This window comes from Streptomyces olivaceus (genome assembly GCF_000721235.1).
Classification (GTDB): domain Bacteria; phylum Actinomycetota; class Actinomycetes; order Streptomycetales; family Streptomycetaceae; genus Streptomyces; species Streptomyces olivaceus.
Map to the genome: position 1 here is coordinate 33,941 of NZ_JOFH01000034.1, position 16,549 is coordinate 50,489.

A 16,549-nucleotide genomic window follows, 5' to 3' on the forward strand; every position below is an offset into this window, starting at 1 on the left:
GGGGGGGCTAGCGTGCGGCGTTCTCCGTCACCCGGCGCCGGACGCCGAACCAGCCCGCGACCAGCATCACCGCGATGGCGGGGACGAGGAAGAGGGTCTTGCGGCCGACCTCGGCGTCGTTCCACATCAGGATGAGCACGGCCAGCAGGAAGGCGATCGTGACGCCCTCCGTGACCGGGCTGCCGGGCAGCCGGAACCGCGGGCGGGTGACGAGCCCGGAGCGCGCCCGGCGGACGAAGACCAGGTGACAGATCATGATGATCACCCAGGTGCTGATGATGCCGAGCGACGCGACGTTCAGCACGATTTCGAAGGCCTTGCTCGGCACCAGGTAGTTCAGCCCGACACCGAGGACGCAGACGGCGCAGGTGAGCAGGATGCCGCCGTACGGGACCTGGCTGCGGCTCATGACGGAGGTGAACTTCGGCGCTGAGCCGGCGGTCGCCATGGAGCGCAGGATGCGGCCGGTGGAGTACAGGCCGGAGTTCAGGGAGGACATCGCCGCCGTGAGGACGACGAGGTTCATCACGTCGCCCGCCGCCGGGACGCCGATCTTCGACAGCACCGTGACGAACGGGCTCTCGTCTCCGGAGTACAGCGAGCCCGGCAGCAGCAGGGCCAGCAGGACGACGGAACCGACGTAGAAGAGCGCGACGCGCCACATGATGGAGTTGACCGCGCGCGGGACGACCTTCTCCGGCTCGGCGGTCTCGCCGGCGGCGACACCGACCAGCTCCAGGGCGGCGTAGGAGAAGATCACGCCCTGCATGACCACGATCACGGGCATCAGGCCCTGCGGGAAGAGGCCGCCGTGGTCCGTGATCATGCTCAGGCCCGGGGTGTGCCCGCCCACGTCGTGCTGGGTGGCGAGCAGGAAGATGCCGATCAGCATGAAGCCGACGAGGGTGGCGACCTTAATGATCGCGAACCAGAACTCCATCTCGCCGAAGATCTTCACGGAGATGAGGTTCACGGCGAGGACCACGGCGAGGGCGATCAGGGCGAGCACCCATTGGGGGACGCTCGTGAACATGCTCCAGTAGTGCGTGTACAGCGCGATCGCGGTGATGTCGGCGATGCCGGTCGTCGACCAGTTCAGGAAGTACATCCAGCCGGCGACGTAGGCGCCCTTCTCGCCGAGGAACTCGCGCGCGTACGACACGAACGAGCCGGAGGAGGGCCGGTAGAGCACCAGCTCGCCCAGGGCTCTGACGACGAAGAAGGCGAAGACGCCGCAGACGAGGTAGGCGATGGCGAGGGCCGGGCCCGCGTCGCGCAGGCGCCCGCCGGCGCCGAGGAAGAGGCCGGTGCCGATCGCGCCGCCGATGGCGATCATGTTGACGTGGCGGGCCTTGAGGTCCTTGCTGTAACCGGCGTCGCCCGCGTCCGCGGGGATGGTTCCGGTCGCCTGCGGGTGGGCGGCGACCTGTGCCGTGTCGACGGCGTCCTTGCTCACGGGTGGTTCCACTCTCTGGTGCCTTCGGGCAGGGTGCGCCCGAGTCGTCCGTACCTGGTCTCGGGCCCGCACCACCCATCGACGGCACAGACCAGGACGGCACCTTCCCACGACGCTGCGTGGGCATGCGGTGGTTCACCTCACACAGCGTGACTTCTCACAAGATCCACCGCTCGCCTGCACGAGACGCGCAAGAGACACGCGGAAGGCGCACGCCAGGAGCGCGGGCCGAGCGCGCGAGGTTTCACAGCACTGGTGAGACAGCGATACTGCTGCGCATGACGACGACCGACGCCGAGGAGCCGACCCTCACGATCGACGAGCTGGCCGCGCGGACCGGCGTCACGGTCCGCACGGTCCGCTTCTACGGCACCCGGGGACTGCTGCCGCCACCGGCGCTCGGTCCGCGCCGGGTGGGGCACTACGGGCGGGCGCACCTGGCGCGGCTGGCGCTGATCGAGGAATTGCAGCACCAGGGCATGACGCTGGCCGCCATCGAGCGGTACCTGCGGCGGCTGCCGGACGACCTGAGCCCCCACGACCTGGCGCTGCACCGCGCGGTGGTGGCCTCCTGGGCGCCGGAGACGGTCGAGCGCGTCACGCGCGAGGAACTGGGCCGGCGGGCGGGCCGGCCGCTGACCGACGACGAGGTGGAGCGCCTGACGACGATGGACGTCGTCAACCGGGACTCCGACGCGGACGCTCCGGGCGGCGATGCCTACCGGGTCGACGCCGGACTGCTCAGGCTCGGCGTGGAACTGCTCGACGTGCCCTTCTCCCCCGAGACGTTGCTCGCCGCCCGTACCGCCCTGCTGGAGCACTCGCGGGCCGCGGCGCGCGATCTGTCGCGGCTGCTGCGCGACGCGGTCGCCGAACGCGACGCGCCGGACGTGCGGTCGCTGTCGGCGCACATGCACCCGTTGGTGGTGCAGGCGCTGCTGACCACGTTCCAGCGGTCGCTGCGCGAGGAACTGCGGGAGTGGCTCGACGACGGGGGCGGCGGAGATCGGGGCGACGAGGACCGGAGCGACGAGGGCGAGGGCGGCGGGGGCTGAGGCACCGCCCCGGTCCCCGCCGTCCGGGCCCCGCCCCGCACGGGCCACGCTCCCGCGGCGCGTCTCAGCGGCCGTCCGTGAAGACCTCCCCCTGGTCCGCCTTCTCCACCAGCAGCGCGGGCGGCATGAAGCGTTCGCCGTAGCGGTCGGCCAGCTCGCGCGCGCGGGCCGTGAATCCCGGCAGACCGCCCTCGTACCCGTTGATGTACTGCAGGACGCCGCCGGTCCAGCCCGGGAAACCGATACCGAAGACCGAGCCGATGTTGGCGTCTGCGACGGAGGTCAGAACTCCCTCCTCCAGGAGCCTGACGGTGTCGAGCGCCTCCGAGAAGAGCATGCGCTCCTGCATGTCGGCGAAGGGGATCTCGTACCCGGGCCTGGTGAAGTGCTCCCGCAGCCCCGGCCAGAGCCCGGCGCGCCTGCCGTCCTCGCCGTACTCGTAGAACCCGGCCCCGCCACCACGCCCGGGGCGCCCGAACTCGTCGACCATGCGATCGACGACGGCCTCGGCGGGGTGCGGGGTCCACGTGCCGCCCGCCTCCTCGACGGCGCGCCGCGTCTCCTGGCGGATCCTGCGCGGAAGGGTCAGGGTCAGCTCGTCCATCAGCGACAGCACCTTCGCCGGATAGCCCGCCTGCGCCGCCGCCTGCTCCACCGACGCCGGCTCGACACCCTCACCGACCATCGCCACCCCCTCGTTGAGGAAATGCCCGATGACACGGGACGTGAAGAAACCACGCGAGTCGTTGACCACGATCGGCGTCTTCTTGATCTGCCGCACCAGGTCGAACGCGCGCGCCAGCGCCCCGTCCCCGGTCCGCCCGCCCTTGATGATCTCCACCAGCGGCATCTTGTCGACGGGCGAGAAGAAGTGCAGCCCGATGAAGTCGTCCTGCCGTTCGACGCCCTCGGCCAGCGCCGTGATGGGCAGCGTGGAGGTGTTCGAGCACAGCAGCGCGTCGGGGGCGACCACGTGCTCGATCTCCTGGAACACCTTGTGCTTGAGCGCGGTGTCCTCGAACACCGCCTCGATCACCGCGTCGCAGCCCGCCAGGTCGGCGGCTTCCGCGGTCGGCGTGATCCGCGCGAGCAGCGCGTCCGCCTTCTCCCGGCTCGTACGGCCCTTCGCGACGGCCTTCGCGCACAGCTTCTCGGAGTACCCCCGGCCCTTGACCGCCGCCTCCAGCGACACATCCTTCAGGACCACGTCGATCCCCGCGCGAGCGCACGAGTAGGCGATACCCGCACCCATCATCCCCGCACCCAGCACAGCCACCTTCGTGACCTTCCGCGGCTCGAACCCCTTGGGCCGGCTCACACCCGAGTTGACCGCCTGGAGGTCGAAGAAGAACGCCTGGATCATGTTCTTCGAGATCTGCCCGGCGGCCAGTTCGACGAAGTAGCGGGCCTCGACGACCTGGGCGGTCTCGAAGTCGACCTGGGAGCCCTCGACGGCGGCGGCCATGATGGCGCGCGGCGCCGGGTAAGGAGCGCCGTTCGTCTGCTTGCGCAGGTTGGCGGGGAAGGCGGGCAGGTTGGCCGCGAACTTCGGGTGGGACGGGGTCCCGCCGGGGATGCGGTAGCCGGGCCTGTCCCAGGGCTGGGCGGACTCCGGGTTGGCGTCGATGAACGCGCGGGCCTTGGCGAGCATGTCCTCGCGGCTGTCGGCGACCTCGTCGACCAGGCCGTTCTCCCGGGCGCGGCGCGGGTTGTACTGGGTGCCCTGGAGGAGGACCTTCAGCAGGGCGTCGGCGATGCCGAGCATCCGGACGGTGCGGACGACGCCGCCGCCTCCGGGGAGCAGCCCGAGGGTGACCTCGGGACAGCCGATCTTGGCTCCGGGGGCGTCGAGGGCGACGCGGTGGTGGCAGGCGAGGGCGATCTCGTAACCGCCCCCGAGGGCAGCGCCGTTCATGGCGGCGACCACGGGCTTGCCGAGGGTCTCGATGCGGCGCAGGTTCCGCTTGATGGCCATGCCGCCGTCGAAGAGGTCCTGGGCGGTCTCGGGCGTGACGCGGATCAGGTCGCGCAGGTCGCCGCCGGCGAAGAAGGTCTTCTTGGCGGAGGTGACGATGATGCCGCGGATCGACTTCTTCTCGGCCTCCAGGCGGTCGGTGATCGCGGCCAGTGACTCCCGGAACGCCTGGTTCATGGTGTTCGCGGACTGGTCGGGGTCGTCGAGGACGAGGGTGACGACGCCGGTGTCGTCCTGTTCCCAGCGGATGGTGGTGGGCTCGGTACTCATGAGGGTGTGCTCCAGGTGATCCGTCGTGACCGTGGTGACCGTCGCGAGGGGGCGTCGGGAGAAGACGTGGGGAGGGGACGTCGGGAGAGGGCGTCCGGAGGGGGTCAGAGGCGCTCGACGATCGTGGCGACGCCCATGCCGCCGCCCACGCACAGGGTCGCGAGGCCGTACCGCTTGTCCCGGCGCTCCAGTTCGTCGACGAGCGTGCCGAGGATCATCGCGCCGGTGGCGCCGAGGGGGTGGCCGAGCGCGATCGCGCCGCCGTTGACGTTGACCTTGTCCAGCGACAGGCCCATGTCCTTGACGAAGCGCAGGACGACCGCGGCGAACGCCTCGTTGATCTCGACGAGGTCGATGTCGTCGAGGGTCAGACCGGCCTTGGCCAGCGCCTTGCGGGTGGCCGGAGCGGGCCCGGTCAGCATGATGGTCGGCTCCGAGCCGGAGACCGCGGCGGAGACGACCCGGGCGCGCGGAACGAGGCCGTGACGGTCCCCGACCTCCCTGGACCCGATCGCGACCAGGGAGGCCCCGTCGACGATCCCGGAGGAGTTGCCCGCGTGGTGCACGTGGTCGATCTTCTCGACCCAGTGGTACTTCTGCAGCGCCACCGCGTCGAAACCTCCCAGTTCACCGATGTCGGCGAAGGACGGCTTGAGCTTCGCCAGGGAGTCGGCGGTCGTACCCGGCCGCAGGTGCTCGTCGTGGTCGAGGACGGTGAGACCGGCGCGGTCCTTCACCGGGACGACGGAGCGTGCGAAACGCCCCTCCTTCCACGCGGTGGCCGCCCGCTCCTGCGAGAGCGCCGCGTACTCGTCGACGTCGCGGCGCGAGAAGCCCTCCAGGGTGGCGATCAGGTCGGCGCCGATGCCCTGCGGGACGAAGTTGGTGTCGAGGTTCGTCATCGGGTCGTTGAACCAGGCGCCGCCGTCCGAGGCCATCGGCACCCGGGACATGGACTCGACACCGCCCGCCAGCACCAGGTCCTCCCAACCCGAACGGACCTTCGCCGCCGCCAGGTTGACGGCCTCAAGACCAGACGCGCAGAAGCGGTTCTCCTGCACACCCGCCACCGTGTCGGGCAGCCCGGCGGCGATGGCGGCGATACGCGCGATGTCGGAGCCCTGGTCGCCCACCGGCCCGACGACGCCGAGCACGATGTCGTCGACCGCTGCCGGGTCCAGGCCTGGGAACCGGGCGCGGATCTCGTGAATCAGGCCGACGACCAGGTCGATCGGCTTCGTGCCGTGCAGGGCGCCGTTCGCCTTGCCGCGTCCGCGCGGGGTGCGGATCGCGTCGTACACGTACGCTTCGGTACTCACTGGCGGGCCTTTCACTGAGGGTTGTGCGCTGCTGGGTCGGGTCACTGAGGGTTGTGCGGTGCGGGGTCGGGGAGGGGCGCCGGGGACGGGTCCCGGACGCCGGGGAGGTCCCAGTCGCGGGCCACGGCCTCGGTGTCCGCGCCGGGCAGGGCGGGGCCGGTGCGGACGGACGTGGGGGTCGCGGAGAAGCGGGGCGCGGGGGCGGGCTGGGTGAGGCCGCCGTGGTCGGTGAAGGTGCCGCGGGCGGCGAGGTGCGGGTGGTGCGGGGCCTCGCGCAGCGACAGGACGGGCGCCGTACAGGCGTCGGAGTCGGCGAAGACGGCGGTCCACTCGTCGCGGGTGCGGGACCTGAACCGGGCGGCGACGGCCTCGCGCAGTCCGGGCCAGCGGGCCGGGTCGTCGCGGGCCGCCGGTGCCGGGTCCTGGATGCCGAGGAGCCGCGTGAACTCGGCGTAGAACCGCGGTTCCAGGGCGCCGACCGCCATGTACCGGCCGTCGGCGGTCTCGTAGGTGCCGTAGAAGGGGCAGCCGCCGTCGAGGAGGTTGGCGCCGCGCCGGTCCTGCCAGCCGCCGGCGGCGAGCATGCCGTGGATCATCGAGGAGAGGTGCGCGGTGCCGTCGACGACGGCCGCGTCCACGACCTGTCCGGTGCCGGTCCCACGCGCGTGGTGCAGGGCGGCGAGGATGCCGACGACCAGGTAGAGGGAGCCGCCCGCGTAGTCGCCGAGGAGGTTGGCGGGTGCGGGCGGCGGCGTGTCGGGGGCGCCGATCATGCCGAGGGCGCCGGTGAGCGCGATGTAGCCGATGTCGTGCCCGGCGCGCGGGGCGAGCGGCCCGTCCTGCCCCCAGCCGGTCATGCGGCCGTACACGAGGCGCGGATTGCGGGCGTGGCAGGACCCGGGGCCGACGCCGAGCCGTTCGGCGACGCCGGGGCGGTAGCCCTCGATCAGGACGTCGGCGCGTTCGGCGAGGTCGAGGACGCGGGCCGGACCGTCCGGTGCCTTGAGGTCGACGACCACGGAGCGCTTGTTGCGGTTGGTGACGTCGTGGGCCGGGTCGATGCCGAGGCCGGGTCCGCCCGGGCGGTCGACGCGGACGACGTCGGCGCCCAGGTCGGCCAGGAGCATGGCGGCGAAGGGACCGGGGCCGATGCCGGCCAGCTCGACGACGCGCACCCCGCAGAGCGGTCCCGCGGTCGGCGTCCGCGGCGGTGTCTCGGCTTTCGGCATCGGGCTCCCAAGTCTGTGACACAACCGATGTAACACCAGTGATGCTAAGAACGTGCTCCACTGGACACAAGGCCCTGGCGAGCAAGCGCTTAGCCAATTATGGTGCAGACTCCGCACCGGGTCCCGCGATCCTCACGCTAGCCCCAGCCGTACGCGAGGGCGCGTGCTGCGGGCCGGGGGGGGGGGCCGCCGACAGGTGACGGTGACCCGGGACGGGTGACGCGTGAACGAAGGGATGTCATGAGCAGGCTGAACGGAGCCGACCGGTCGTACGACATCGTGCTGTTCGGGGCGACGGGGTTCGTCGGCGAACTGACGGCCGCCCACCTCGCCGCGCACGCGCCTCACGGCCTGCGCTGGGCGATCGCCGGCCGCAACGAGGAGAAGCTGCTCCGCCTGCGCGACCGGCTGACCGGCGCGACGGACGGCGCCGCGGACGTCGGCGTGCTCGTCGCGGACGTGTCCGACCCGGCCTCGCTGCGCGAACTCGCCGGGCACGCGCGCGTGGTGGCCACGACGGTCGGCCCGTACGTCCAGTACGGCGACGCACTGGTCGCGGCCTGCGCGGACGCCGGGACGGACTGCATCGACCTCACGGGGGAGCCCGAGTTCGTCGACCTCACCTACGTACGACACGACGCCCGCGCGCGGGAGACCGGGGCGCGGCTGGTGCACGCCTGCGGCTTCGACTCCGTACCGCACGATCTCGGCGTGTACTTCACGGTGCGGCAGCTGCCCGAGGGCGTGCCGCTGACCGTGGACGGCTTCGTGAGCGTCGACGCCGCCTTCTCCGGGGGCACGTTCGCCTCCGCACTGGGCCAGTTGGCGCGCGGCCGGCAGCTGAGGGCCGCCGCGCTGGAGCGCCGGCGCCACGAGCCGCGCCCGGCGGGGCGCCGCGTGGTGACCCCGACGGGCGCCCCGCGCTTCGCCGGGGAGGTGGGCGCCTGGGCGCTGCCCCTGCCGACCGTCGACGCTCAGGTGGTGCGCCGTTCGGCGAGGGCCCTGGACCGCTACGGCCCCGACTTCCGCTACCGCCACTACGCGGCCGTACGGCGCCTGCCCGTCGCGGTGGGCGGGGTGGCGGCCGTGGGCGCGCTGGTGGCGGCGGCCCAGGTCCCGGCGGTGCGGCGCCGGCTGTCGGAGCGGCTCGCGCCGGGCGAGGGCCCGAGCGCGGAGAAGCGGGCGAGGAGCTGGTTCTCGGTCCGCTTCGTCGGTGAGGGCGGCGGACGCCGGGTCTGCACCGAGGTGTCGGGCGGCGACCCCGGTTACGACGAGACGGCGAAGATGTTCGCCGAGGCGGCGCTCTGCCTCGCCGTGGACGACCTGCCGCCGACGGCCGGGCAGGTCACGACGGCGGTGGCGATGGGCGACGCGCTGACCGCGCGGCTGCGGGCGGCGGGCATCCGCTTCCGCGTGGCGGCGATCCGCTGACGGCCCGTCCCCACGGACCCGCTCCGCGATCCCGGCCCCACCCGGGCCGGCCCCGGCCCGACCCGGGCTGGCCCCGGCCCGACCCGGCCTGCCCCGGACGCCCCCGGACGCCCCCGGACGGCTCCTATCCGGACCACCCCGCGAGGGTGTAGATCATCCCCGCGACCCACGCCGCACCCGCCCCCACGGCGAGCACCAGCCCCGCGACCACCGACCGCCCGACGGGCCGGCCGGTCGGGCGGGACCGCACGGTGCGGCCGGGCCGGTCGGAGTACTCGGGTGCGCGGTGTGTCGTCATGACGGCCAGCCTGCCGGTGGCAAGGGCGCGGCACATCCGTACGGATACTCACATCGGTACTGATGTCAGATCGTCGGACCGGCCGCGCCCACCGACTGGCCACCGAGACCGGCGTTTGAGACTTTCTCCGAACCCTTCGCTCCTGGTCACCCGCCTTTCACAGGAAAACTTGCGGGAGACTGGGGAAAAGCCTCAAAGGGAAGTTCAATGAGACGCTTGACGGCATGAGATTCCTTCTCGAAGTCACCATGGACGAGGGCGCGCTCGCCGAGGACCCGGCCGACGAGCTGCAGCGGATCCTCCGGTACTGGGGCGGCAATCTGAAGCACTACGAACTGCGGCCCGGCGACGGTTCGGTGATCTACGACTCGGCGTACCAGGAGGTGGGCCGCTGGAGCGTTGGGGATCAGGCCGGGTAGGCGGCCGTTCGCAGGGCCGCGCGGCACAGGGCGTCGGACCTGCGGGTCGTCTCCGGCAGGCGGTAGGCGGGAGCCAGCGCCAGCGTCTGCGCGCAGGCGTTGGCGAGGCTCACGCGGTGACCGGCGGAGACGAAGACGGGTTTGACGCCGTCGCGCGTGCGCACCGCCCGCCCCACCTCCTCGGCGCCGGCCAGCAGCGGCGACGTACTGCCGCGCGGGGCGTCCGGGTCGTCGTACGTGAAGGCGAACGGGTTCTTGGCCACGCCCATGGTGGGCAGGCCGGTGAGCACGCCGAGGTGGCTCGCAAGGCCGAAGCGGCGCGGGTGGGCGAGGCCGTAGCCGTCGCAGACCACGAGGCCGGGCGGGCAGGGCAGGGCGTCGAGAGCGGCGAGGACGGCCGGGATCTCCCGGAAGGCGAGCAGGCCCGGCACGTAGGGGAAGGAGATCCGTCCGGCGGCCGTGGCCTCGGCGACGACGGCGAGGGTCGCGGCGTCCAGGACGACGGCCGCCGCCACGACGACGTCGCGTTCGTCGTCGTAGGCGACGTCCACCCCGGTGACCCGGCCCGTGCCGGGCGGCGGACCCGGCTCGTCGAGCACCACGCGTGTCCGCAGCGCGTCCTGGACGGCGCGGGCCTGCTCCTCGGTGGCGGGCCAGTCGGCGGGGGTCTGCGCGGTCACGGTCGTCGTCATGGTGGCCGCAAGCCTACGGGAGCGCCGACGGGCCGGCACTGCCCCGGTCACCCGGTGCGCGGAGGGCCTACTTGCCCAGTACGCGCTGCAGTTCGCCTTTGTTCATGTGCGAACGGCCGCTGACGCCCCGGCGCTTGGCCTCCTGGTACAGCTGGTCGTAGGTGAGCCCCTGGGGGCCCTGGCGGTTGCCGGACCGCTGACCGCCCCGCTCGCTCGGCGACTTGTCCCGGGTGGACGTGCGGCTGGCGGTCTTCGACTCGCCGGACTGGGCGCGCTCCTTGTTCACCGTGCGGGCCGCGATCTCCTTGGCCCGGCCGGCACTCTCGCCCCGGTCCTTCGCACTCTTCCTGATGTGCTCGTACTGCCGCTCCCGCTTGGAGCTGGAACCGCTCGGCATGTCCGCCCACTTCCTCTCCGGTACCGCGACTACCGCGAACGTCCTCTCGGACACAGCGACCGGTTACCCACGTTACGGACAAACACCCCCGCCCGCCCGGCGTCGGGGCTCCGCCCGGGTGGGACGTGCGAGGGGGCCGGGGCCGCAACTGCCGTACGGGGCAGTCGGGGAGAGCCACGTCACGCCGGTGCATGAACGCGGTGACAGAGGTCACTCGGTGGTCGTGTGCACGGACTGGCCGATTCCGGCGTCTCTTCCAGTGCCCGGCCCGCACCGTCCCCGAAGTTCGTCCAGCCGTCACGAGGGAGCAAGGCGTTGTCCACCGTCATCGAGCAGCCCGTCGAGGCGCGCCTCGTCGCCGCCGCGCCGCGCATGCCGAGCATTCCCGCGACTCTGCACTACGACCGCGGCGACCCGTTCGCCGTACGCATGACCTTCCCGGCCCCGGCCACCCTGGAGAACGTCGAGGTGTGCTGGACCTTCTCCCGCGAGCTGCTCATCACGGGGATGCAGGAGCCGGACGGCCACGGCGACGTCAGAGTGCGCCCCTACGGGTACGACCGCACGGTCCTGGAGTTCCACGCACCGGAGGGCACGGCCGTGATCCATGTGCGCTCGGGCGAGCTGCGCCGGTTCCTCCAGGCCACCGGCGAGCTGGTGCCGCTGGGACTCGAACACCTTCAGCTGGACCTGGACCACGAACTGGCGGAGCTGATGCGCGGGAGCCGCTGACCGCGCCCTCTTCTCCCCCCTCGGCCCCGACGGCGGTCAGCCGCCCGTCGGTGCTTTCGTGTGCGCCGTCTCGTCGCTCACCGCGCCGCACACCTCGTCCAGGACGCCGCGCAGCGCGGGTGCCGGTGCGGCGCGCCCCGCCAGCTCAGCGATCCGGTCGCGACGACGTGCCCCCGCGCCCGCCGCGCCCCCGGGTCCCTGCGCACCCCCCGGCCCCCTCGCGGCCCCCGGTTCGTCCACGGTCCCCTGCTCCCCCGCGCCCCCGGGGTCCCCCGCGCAGCCCAGCTCCGCGGCGGCGGCCAGCACCGCCACGGCCGCGTCCCGCTCCGGGACCTCCCCGGCCGGCACCTGCCCCGCCAGGACTTCCCGGACCCGCCTGCCCAGCGCCTGCGCCGTGTCGCGCCGGGCCAGGGCGTACTCCACCGACGGGAACACCCCGAGTACGCGCTTCTTCTCGGCCCGCAGGCAGCCCTCGGCCACCAGCTGCTCCCGGACGGCGTCGAAGGTGACGCGCGCGTGCAGGGCGACCCAGGGCCGCCATCCGTGCGGCAGCGACTCCCGTACGAGTTCCAGCAGGCCGTCGAGGACCGGGTCCCCGGTCTCGGAGTCCAGGTCGGCCGGGGTGGCGATGCCGTCGTCGTCCCTGAGCAGGCCGCGCCGGACCAGCTCGACGAGGGCGCCGGCGCGGACCAGGTGGTGGACCCGGGCGGCGTCCGCGGCGCCGGGCCGCGCGGGGTCCCAGGCCAGCAGGCAGAGCCTGGCCGGCAGGGAGAGGGGGTCACGGGGCACAGCGGTCTCCTTCGGGCCGTGGAACCGCGGCTGCGCCACCGCACGCACGGCGTTCGTTAATGCGTTGACAGCCCATACGGCCGCTCCTACGGTGTATATCGCTTCTGTTGCCGCCGATTGGAGAAGGACGTTGCTCGTCTGAGGTCCTGAGACACCGCGCCACACGTATCCCCCATGCCACGTGTGTCCGCAGCGTGCGACCTCGGCGTTCGAGCGGTTCTCGCGGAGCAGGGCTTTCTTCGTGCCCCGGCGCTCCCGGATCTCCTCCTCCCGCCCCGCCGTCGTCCGGCTTCCCGTCCGACGGCAGTCGCCGCGTCCGTGTCTCGATACGCGTTTGCCCCCTGACTGCTTCGAGCAACCGCGGAGACCACGTATGTCCACTGCCATCACCTGTACCTCCCTGTCCTTCTCCTGGCCCGACGGCACGCCCGTCTTCGAGGGGCTCGACACCTCCTTCGGCCCCGGCCGGACGGGGCTGGTCGGTGCGAACGGGGCCGGGAAGTCCACCCTGTTGAAACTGCTGGCCGGCCGGCTCACCTCGACCGACGGCGCCGTCCGGGTGCGCGGCGAGGTGGGTCACCTGCCGCAGAACGTCACGCTCGACACCGCCCTGCGGGTCGACGAGGCGCTCGGCATCGCCCGGCGGCGGGCCGCGCTGCACGCCATCGAGGCCGGCGACGTCGGCGAGGAGCACTTCGAGACCGTCGGCGACGACTGGGACGTCGAGGAACGCGCCCTGGCCATGCTCGGCGAGCTGGGGCTGGGGCGCATCGGCCTCGACCGCACCGTCGGCGAGGTCTCCGGCGGCGAGTCGGTGCTGCTGCGGCTGGCCGCCCTGCTGCTGCGCCGGCCCGACGTCCTGCTCCTGGACGAGCCCACCAACAACCTCGACGTGTACGCCCGCAGACGGCTGTACGCGGCGGTCGAGTCCTGGCCGGGCGTGCTGGTCGTGGTCAGTCACGACCGCGAACTGCTGGAGCTGGTCGACCAGATCGCCGACCTGCGCGCCGGCTCCGTCACCTGGTACGGCGGGAACCTGTCGGCGTACGAGGAGGCGCTGGCCGTGGAGCAGGAGGCGGCCGAACGCATGGTGCGGGTCGCCGAGTCGGACCTGCGCAAGCAGAAACGCGAACTGGCCGACGCGCAGGTCGTCCTGGCCCGGCGCAGGCGGTACGGGCAGAAGATGTACGACACCAAGCGCGAACCCCGGGCGGTGATGAAGCTGCGCGCGCGGACGGCCCAGCAGTCGGCCGGCAAGTACCGCATCATGCACGAGGAGAAGCTCGCCGAGGCGAAGGAGCGGCTCGACGACGCGGCGGAGGCCGTGCGGGACGACGACGAGATCCGCGTCGACCTGCCGTACACGGCCGTGCCACCGGGCCGGACCGTGCTCACCCTGCGGGACCTGGTGCCGGCGTACGGCGCCCGCCTGACGGGCGGTCTCGATGTGCACGGTCCCGAGCGGATCGCGCTGGTCGGGCGCAACGGCGCGGGCAAGACCACGCTGCTGCGGACCGTCGCCGGCGAGCTGGAGCCCGTGGCGGGCGAGGCCACGGCACACGTGCCGCTGCGCTTCCTGCCGCAGCGCCTGGACGTCCTGGACGGCGAGCTGAGTGTGGCGGAGAACGTGGCCCGGTTCGCGCCGGGCGCCACGAACAACCTGATCCGGGCGCGTCTGGCGCGCTTCCTGTTCCGGGGCGCCCGCGCCGACCAGCCGGCGGCGACGCTGTCCGGCGGCGAACGCTTCCGGGCGGCGCTGGCGGCGCTGATGCTGGCCGAGCCGGCCCCGCAGCTGCTGATGCTGGACGAGCCGACCAACAACCTGGACATGGCGAGCGTGCGGCAGCTCACCAGCGCGCTGGAGGCGTACGAGGGGGCGCTGGTCGTGGCCGCCCACGACCTGCCGTTCCTGGAGTCGCTCGGCATCACCCGCTGGCTGCTGCTCGAGGAGGGAGAGCTGAGGGAGACCACGCGGGAGGCCGTCGGGTAGCCCGCCCGGCGCCCCCGGCAGAAGCGGGTCCCCGCGGACGCGGTACGGCGGAGCGTCTCAGGAGGGCTACGACGGACTGACGGGGGTTCCGCCGGCACAGGTCTCCGCTGCATCATGGCGAACCGGCGCCCATGCCGGCGGCGCCGGACACCCGGTGCCGCTGCGCGCCGGTCCACGCCGATCCGAAAGGCCCCGCGTGCCCAGCAAGAAGGCCCTCGTCCGCCGCCCCGGTCCCCGGCTCGCCGAAGGGCTGGTGACGCACATCGAGCGGGAGCCGGTCGATCACGCGCTGGCGGTCGAGCAGTGGGACGCCTATGTGGAGGCCCTGAGGGCGCACGGCTGGGAGACGCTGGAGGTGGACCCGGCCGACGACTGCCCGGACTCGGTGTTCGTCGAGGACGCGGTCGTCGTGTACCGCAACGTCGCGCTGATCACGCGGCCCGGCGCCGGGTCGCGGCGGGCGGAGACGGCGGGCGTCGAGGAGGCCGTGGCCCGGCTCGGCTGCTCGGTCAACTGGATCTGGGAGCCGGGCACCCTGGAGGGCGGCGACGTCCTGAAGATCGGCGACACGATCTACGTGGGGCGGGGCGGGCGCACCAACGCGGCCGGCGTGCAGCAGCTGCGGGCGGTGTTCGAACCGCTGGGCGCCCGGGTCGTCGCGGTGCCCGTGAGCAAGGTGCTGCACCTGAAGTCGGCGGTGACGGCGCTGCCGGACGGGACGGTGCTCGGGCACATCCCGATGACGGACGTGCCCTCGCTCTTCCCCCGTTTCCTGCCGGTGCCGGAGGAGTCGGGGGCGCACGTGGTGCTGCTCGGCGGCGACAAGCTGCTGATGGCGGCGAGCGCGCCCAAGACGGCGGACCTGCTCGCCGACCTCGGGCACGAGCCGGTACTCGTCGACATCGGGGAGTTCGAGAAACTCGAAGGCTGTGTGACGTGCCTCTCGGTCCGGCTGCGGGAGCTGTACGTCTGAACACGCCCCGGAGGCCGCCCGCCCGGCCCCGGACCTGCGGGTCTCGGGGCCTCGTCGGGGCCGGCCGGACAGCTGCTGATCAGCGACGTTTACAGTGCTCTTAACTTACGGTCTCGTAACCTACGGTTTCGTAGCCTACGATCCCGTAGGTTCCCCGGCACCGCTCGCCGGCTGTTCCGCTCTGTCGCACGTCCCCTGGAGTTCTCCGTGACGATCGTCTCCCCGCACCTCGGCTCCTCCGCCGACTGGACCGACGCCCGGCTGCTGTACGCGCTGGAGGAAGTGGTCGAGAAGGAACTCAACCGGCATCTGAAGGTCGCCAAGGACTGGATGCCGCACGAGTACGTGCCGTGGACCGACGCGCGGAACTTCCCGGGATTCTTCGAGGACGGCGAGGCCTGGGAGAAGGAGCACTCCAAGGTCACGGAGATCGGCCGGATCGCCCTGGTGGTGAACCTGCTGACCGAGGACAACCTGCCGAGCTACCACCACGAGATCGCCTCGCTCTTCGGCCGCGACGGCGCCTGGGGCACCTGGGTGCACCGGTGGACCGCCGAGGAGGGGCGGCACGGCATCGTGATGCGCGACTACCTGCTCGCGTCCCGCGCGGTCGACCCGGACAAGCTGGAGCAGTTCCGGATGGCCCACATGAGCGAGGGCTTCGAGTCGGACAACCGGCACTCGATGCTGCACTCGGTGGCGTACGTGGCCTTCCAGGAGCTGGCCACCCGCATCTCGCACCGCAACACGGGTCACCAGTCCGGCGACCCGGTCTGCGACCGCATGCTCGCCCGCATCGCGACCGACGAGAACCTGCACATGGTCTTCTACCGGAACCTGCTGAAGGCCGCCTTCGAGATCGCCCCCGACCTGACGATGCAGGCCGTGCGGGACGTGGTCGTCGGCTTCCGGATGCCGGGGCACGGCATGCCCGGCTTCGAGCGGGCCGCCGCGCAGATGGCGATCGGCGAGGTGTACAACCTGCGCATCCACCACGACGACGTGATCCAGCCCGTGCTGCGCTTCCTCAAGGTGCTGGAGATCGACGGCCTCGGTCCCGAGGGCGTACGGGCGCAGGAGGAGCTGGGGCTGTACATGGGCGGGCTGGACGCGGAGGCGGCCAAGTTCGACGAGAAGCTGGCGGCGCGCAAGGCGCGGATGGCGGCGCGGGCGGCCGGCTGAGCACCGGCGCCGCGCAGGTGCCGGGCCCGCCCCGCAGGTCCAGGGCCTGATCCGCCGGACAGGCCCTGGCTAGCGCGAGGTGCGCCGCAGGGCCAGCCGCTCCCTCTCCGAGAGTCCGCCCCAGACGCCGAAGCGCTCGTCGTTGCTCAGCGCGAAGTCCAGGCAGGCCGAGCGGATCGGGCACAGGGCGCAGATCCTCTTCGCGTCCCGTACGGAGCTGCCGGGCTCGGGGAAGAAGAAGTCACCCCCGGTCTGTGCGCACAACGCCTCCTCCTGCCAGGCGAGGTCGGGCGTCGCGGTCGTCTCGATGTACATGGGCAGGAGCGTGCCGGGCGGCGAAAA

16 protein-coding genes are annotated in these 16,549 nt (G+C 72.5%); 7 read left to right on the forward strand and 9 right to left on the reverse strand.

Features of this window, described 5'->3' with window-relative positions:
• Nucleotides 1-7: 7 nt before the first annotated feature.
• Nucleotides 8-1,456, reverse strand: coding sequence for an amino acid permease (locus tag IG94_RS0130685; RefSeq protein ID WP_031044655.1), 1,449 nt, complete (start codon nt 1,454-1,456; stop codon nt 8-10).
• Between the two features lie 278 nt (nt 1,457-1,734).
• On the opposite strand from IG94_RS0130685, the gene IG94_RS0130690 reads away from it, so the two are divergent.
• The gene (locus IG94_RS0130690) at nt 1,735-2,511 is read left to right on the forward strand and encodes a MerR family transcriptional regulator (RefSeq protein WP_052410937.1); all 777 of its coding nucleotides are present in this window, start codon (nt 1,735-1,737) and stop codon (nt 2,509-2,511) included.
• Nucleotides 2,512-2,575: 64 nt separating this feature from the next.
• Here the strand turns inward: IG94_RS0130690 and IG94_RS0130695 are convergent, their stop codons facing one another.
• The 3 genes from IG94_RS0130695 to IG94_RS0130705 form a co-directional block, all read right to left on the reverse strand.
• On the reverse strand, nt 2,576-4,756 hold the full coding sequence (locus tag IG94_RS0130695; protein WP_031044661.1) for a 3-hydroxyacyl-CoA dehydrogenase NAD-binding domain-containing protein: 2,181 nt from the start codon (nt 4,754-4,756) through the stop codon (nt 2,576-2,578).
• A gap of 104 nt (nt 4,757-4,860) precedes the next feature.
• On the reverse strand, nt 4,861-6,075 hold the full coding sequence (locus IG94_RS0130700; RefSeq protein WP_031044665.1) for an acetyl-CoA C-acetyltransferase: 1,215 nt from the start codon (nt 6,073-6,075) through the stop codon (nt 4,861-4,863).
• A gap of 41 nt (nt 6,076-6,116) precedes the next feature.
• On the reverse strand, nt 6,117-7,304 hold the full coding sequence (locus IG94_RS0130705; RefSeq protein WP_031044668.1) for a CaiB/BaiF CoA transferase family protein: 1,188 nt from the start codon (nt 7,302-7,304) through the stop codon (nt 6,117-6,119).
• Nucleotides 7,305-7,544: 240 nt separating this feature from the next.
• On the opposite strand from IG94_RS0130705, the gene IG94_RS0130710 reads away from it, so the two are divergent.
• Nucleotides 7,545-8,735 (forward strand): saccharopine dehydrogenase family protein, encoded by a 1,191-nt coding sequence (locus IG94_RS0130710; RefSeq protein ID WP_031044671.1) that lies wholly within the window; start codon nt 7,545-7,547, stop codon nt 8,733-8,735.
• 124 nt (nt 8,736-8,859) lie between these two features.
• Here IG94_RS0130710 and mmpA read toward each other — a convergent pair whose 3' ends face one another.
• Complete coding sequence (mmpA, locus tag IG94_RS38960) at nt 8,860-9,033, reverse strand: morphogenic membrane protein MmpA (RefSeq protein WP_107060749.1); 174 nt, start codon at nt 9,031-9,033, stop codon at nt 8,860-8,862.
• A gap of 224 nt (nt 9,034-9,257) precedes the next feature.
• Between mmpA and IG94_RS0130720 the strand changes: the two genes are divergently transcribed.
• Nucleotides 9,258-9,452 carry a hypothetical protein gene (locus tag IG94_RS0130720; RefSeq protein WP_031044674.1) on the forward strand — a complete coding sequence of 65 codons (195 nt, stop codon included), beginning with the start codon at nt 9,258-9,260 and terminating at the stop codon, nt 9,450-9,452.
• Here IG94_RS0130720 and IG94_RS0130725 read toward each other — a convergent pair.
• Together IG94_RS0130725 and IG94_RS0130730 are read right to left on the reverse strand one after the other, a co-directional pair.
• Nucleotides 9,440-10,144: an endonuclease V gene (locus IG94_RS0130725; protein ID WP_031044676.1), complete on the reverse strand. Its 705-nt coding sequence runs from the start codon at nt 10,142-10,144 to the stop codon at nt 9,440-9,442. The genes IG94_RS0130720 and IG94_RS0130725 overlap by 13 nt on opposite strands.
• A gap of 67 nt (nt 10,145-10,211) precedes the next feature.
• Complete coding sequence (locus tag IG94_RS0130730) at nt 10,212-10,541, reverse strand: hypothetical protein (protein ID WP_031044679.1); 330 nt, start codon at nt 10,539-10,541, stop codon at nt 10,212-10,214.
• Nucleotides 10,542-10,856: 315 nt separating this feature from the next.
• On the opposite strand from IG94_RS0130730, the gene ssgD reads away from it, so the two are divergent.
• The gene (gene ssgD / locus IG94_RS0130735; RefSeq protein ID WP_031044683.1) at nt 10,857-11,273 is read left to right on the forward strand and encodes a spore wall synthesis regulator SsgD; all 417 of its coding nucleotides are present in this window, start codon (nt 10,857-10,859) and stop codon (nt 11,271-11,273) included.
• Nucleotides 11,274-11,309: 36 nt separating this feature from the next.
• Here ssgD and IG94_RS0130740 read toward each other — a convergent pair whose 3' ends face one another.
• On the reverse strand, nt 11,310-12,062 hold the full coding sequence (locus IG94_RS0130740; protein WP_043485030.1) for a GOLPH3/VPS74 family protein: 753 nt from the start codon (nt 12,060-12,062) through the stop codon (nt 11,310-11,312).
• A gap of 373 nt (nt 12,063-12,435) precedes the next feature.
• On the opposite strand from IG94_RS0130740, the gene IG94_RS0130745 reads away from it, so the two are divergent.
• The 3 genes from IG94_RS0130745 to IG94_RS0130755 all read left to right on the forward strand — a co-directional run bounded on the left by IG94_RS0130745 (nt 12,436) and on the right by IG94_RS0130755 (nt 16,207).
• Entirely contained in the window at nt 12,436-14,052 is a 1,617-nt protein-coding gene (locus IG94_RS0130745) for an ABC-F family ATP-binding cassette domain-containing protein (protein ID WP_031044687.1), read from the forward strand.
• A gap of 196 nt (nt 14,053-14,248) precedes the next feature.
• Nucleotides 14,249-15,025 carry a dimethylargininase gene (gene ddaH, locus IG94_RS0130750; protein ID WP_031044690.1) on the forward strand — a complete coding sequence of 259 codons (777 nt, stop codon included), beginning with the start codon at nt 14,249-14,251 and terminating at the stop codon, nt 15,023-15,025.
• A 207-nt stretch (nt 15,026-15,232) separates the two neighbouring features.
• Complete coding sequence (locus tag IG94_RS0130755) at nt 15,233-16,207, forward strand: acyl-ACP desaturase (RefSeq protein WP_031044693.1); 975 nt, start codon at nt 15,233-15,235, stop codon at nt 16,205-16,207.
• Between the two features lie 69 nt (nt 16,208-16,276).
• Here the strand turns inward: IG94_RS0130755 and IG94_RS0130760 are convergent, their stop codons facing one another.
• A complete protein-coding gene (locus IG94_RS0130760; protein WP_031044694.1) occupies nt 16,277-16,522 on the reverse strand; it encodes a WhiB family transcriptional regulator in 246 nt (81 codons plus the stop codon).
• Between the last annotated feature and the right edge of the window lie 27 nt (nt 16,523-16,549).

Bases quoted from the DNA above. Each gene is read 5' to 3' on its own strand.
- IG94_RS0130710 (WP_031044671.1), top strand. From the start codon at position 7,545: ATGAGCAGGCTGAACGGAGCCGACCGGTCGTACGACATCGTGCTGTTC.
- IG94_RS0130690 (WP_052410937.1), top strand. From the start codon at position 1,735: ATGACGACGACCGACGCCGAGGAGCCGACCCTCACGATCGACGAGCTG.
- IG94_RS0130705 (WP_031044668.1), bottom strand. From the start codon at position 7,304: ATGCCGAAAGCCGAGACACCGCCGCGGACGCCGACCGCGGGACCGCTC.
- IG94_RS0130760 (WP_031044694.1), bottom strand. From the start codon at position 16,522: ATGTACATCGAGACGACCGCGACGCCCGACCTCGCCTGGCAGGAGGAG.
- IG94_RS0130695 (WP_031044661.1), bottom strand. From the start codon at position 4,756: ATGAGTACCGAGCCCACCACCATCCGCTGGGAACAGGACGACACCGGC.
- IG94_RS0130720 (WP_031044674.1), top strand. From the start codon at position 9,258: ATGAGATTCCTTCTCGAAGTCACCATGGACGAGGGCGCGCTCGCCGAG.
- IG94_RS0130725 (WP_031044676.1), bottom strand. From the start codon at position 10,144: ATGACGACGACCGTGACCGCGCAGACCCCCGCCGACTGGCCCGCCACC.
- mmpA (WP_107060749.1), bottom strand. From the start codon at position 9,033: ATGACGACACACCGCGCACCCGAGTACTCCGACCGGCCCGGCCGCACC.
- IG94_RS0130745 (WP_031044687.1), top strand. From the start codon at position 12,436: ATGTCCACTGCCATCACCTGTACCTCCCTGTCCTTCTCCTGGCCCGAC.
- IG94_RS0130730 (WP_031044679.1), bottom strand. From the start codon at position 10,541: ATGCCGAGCGGTTCCAGCTCCAAGCGGGAGCGGCAGTACGAGCACATC.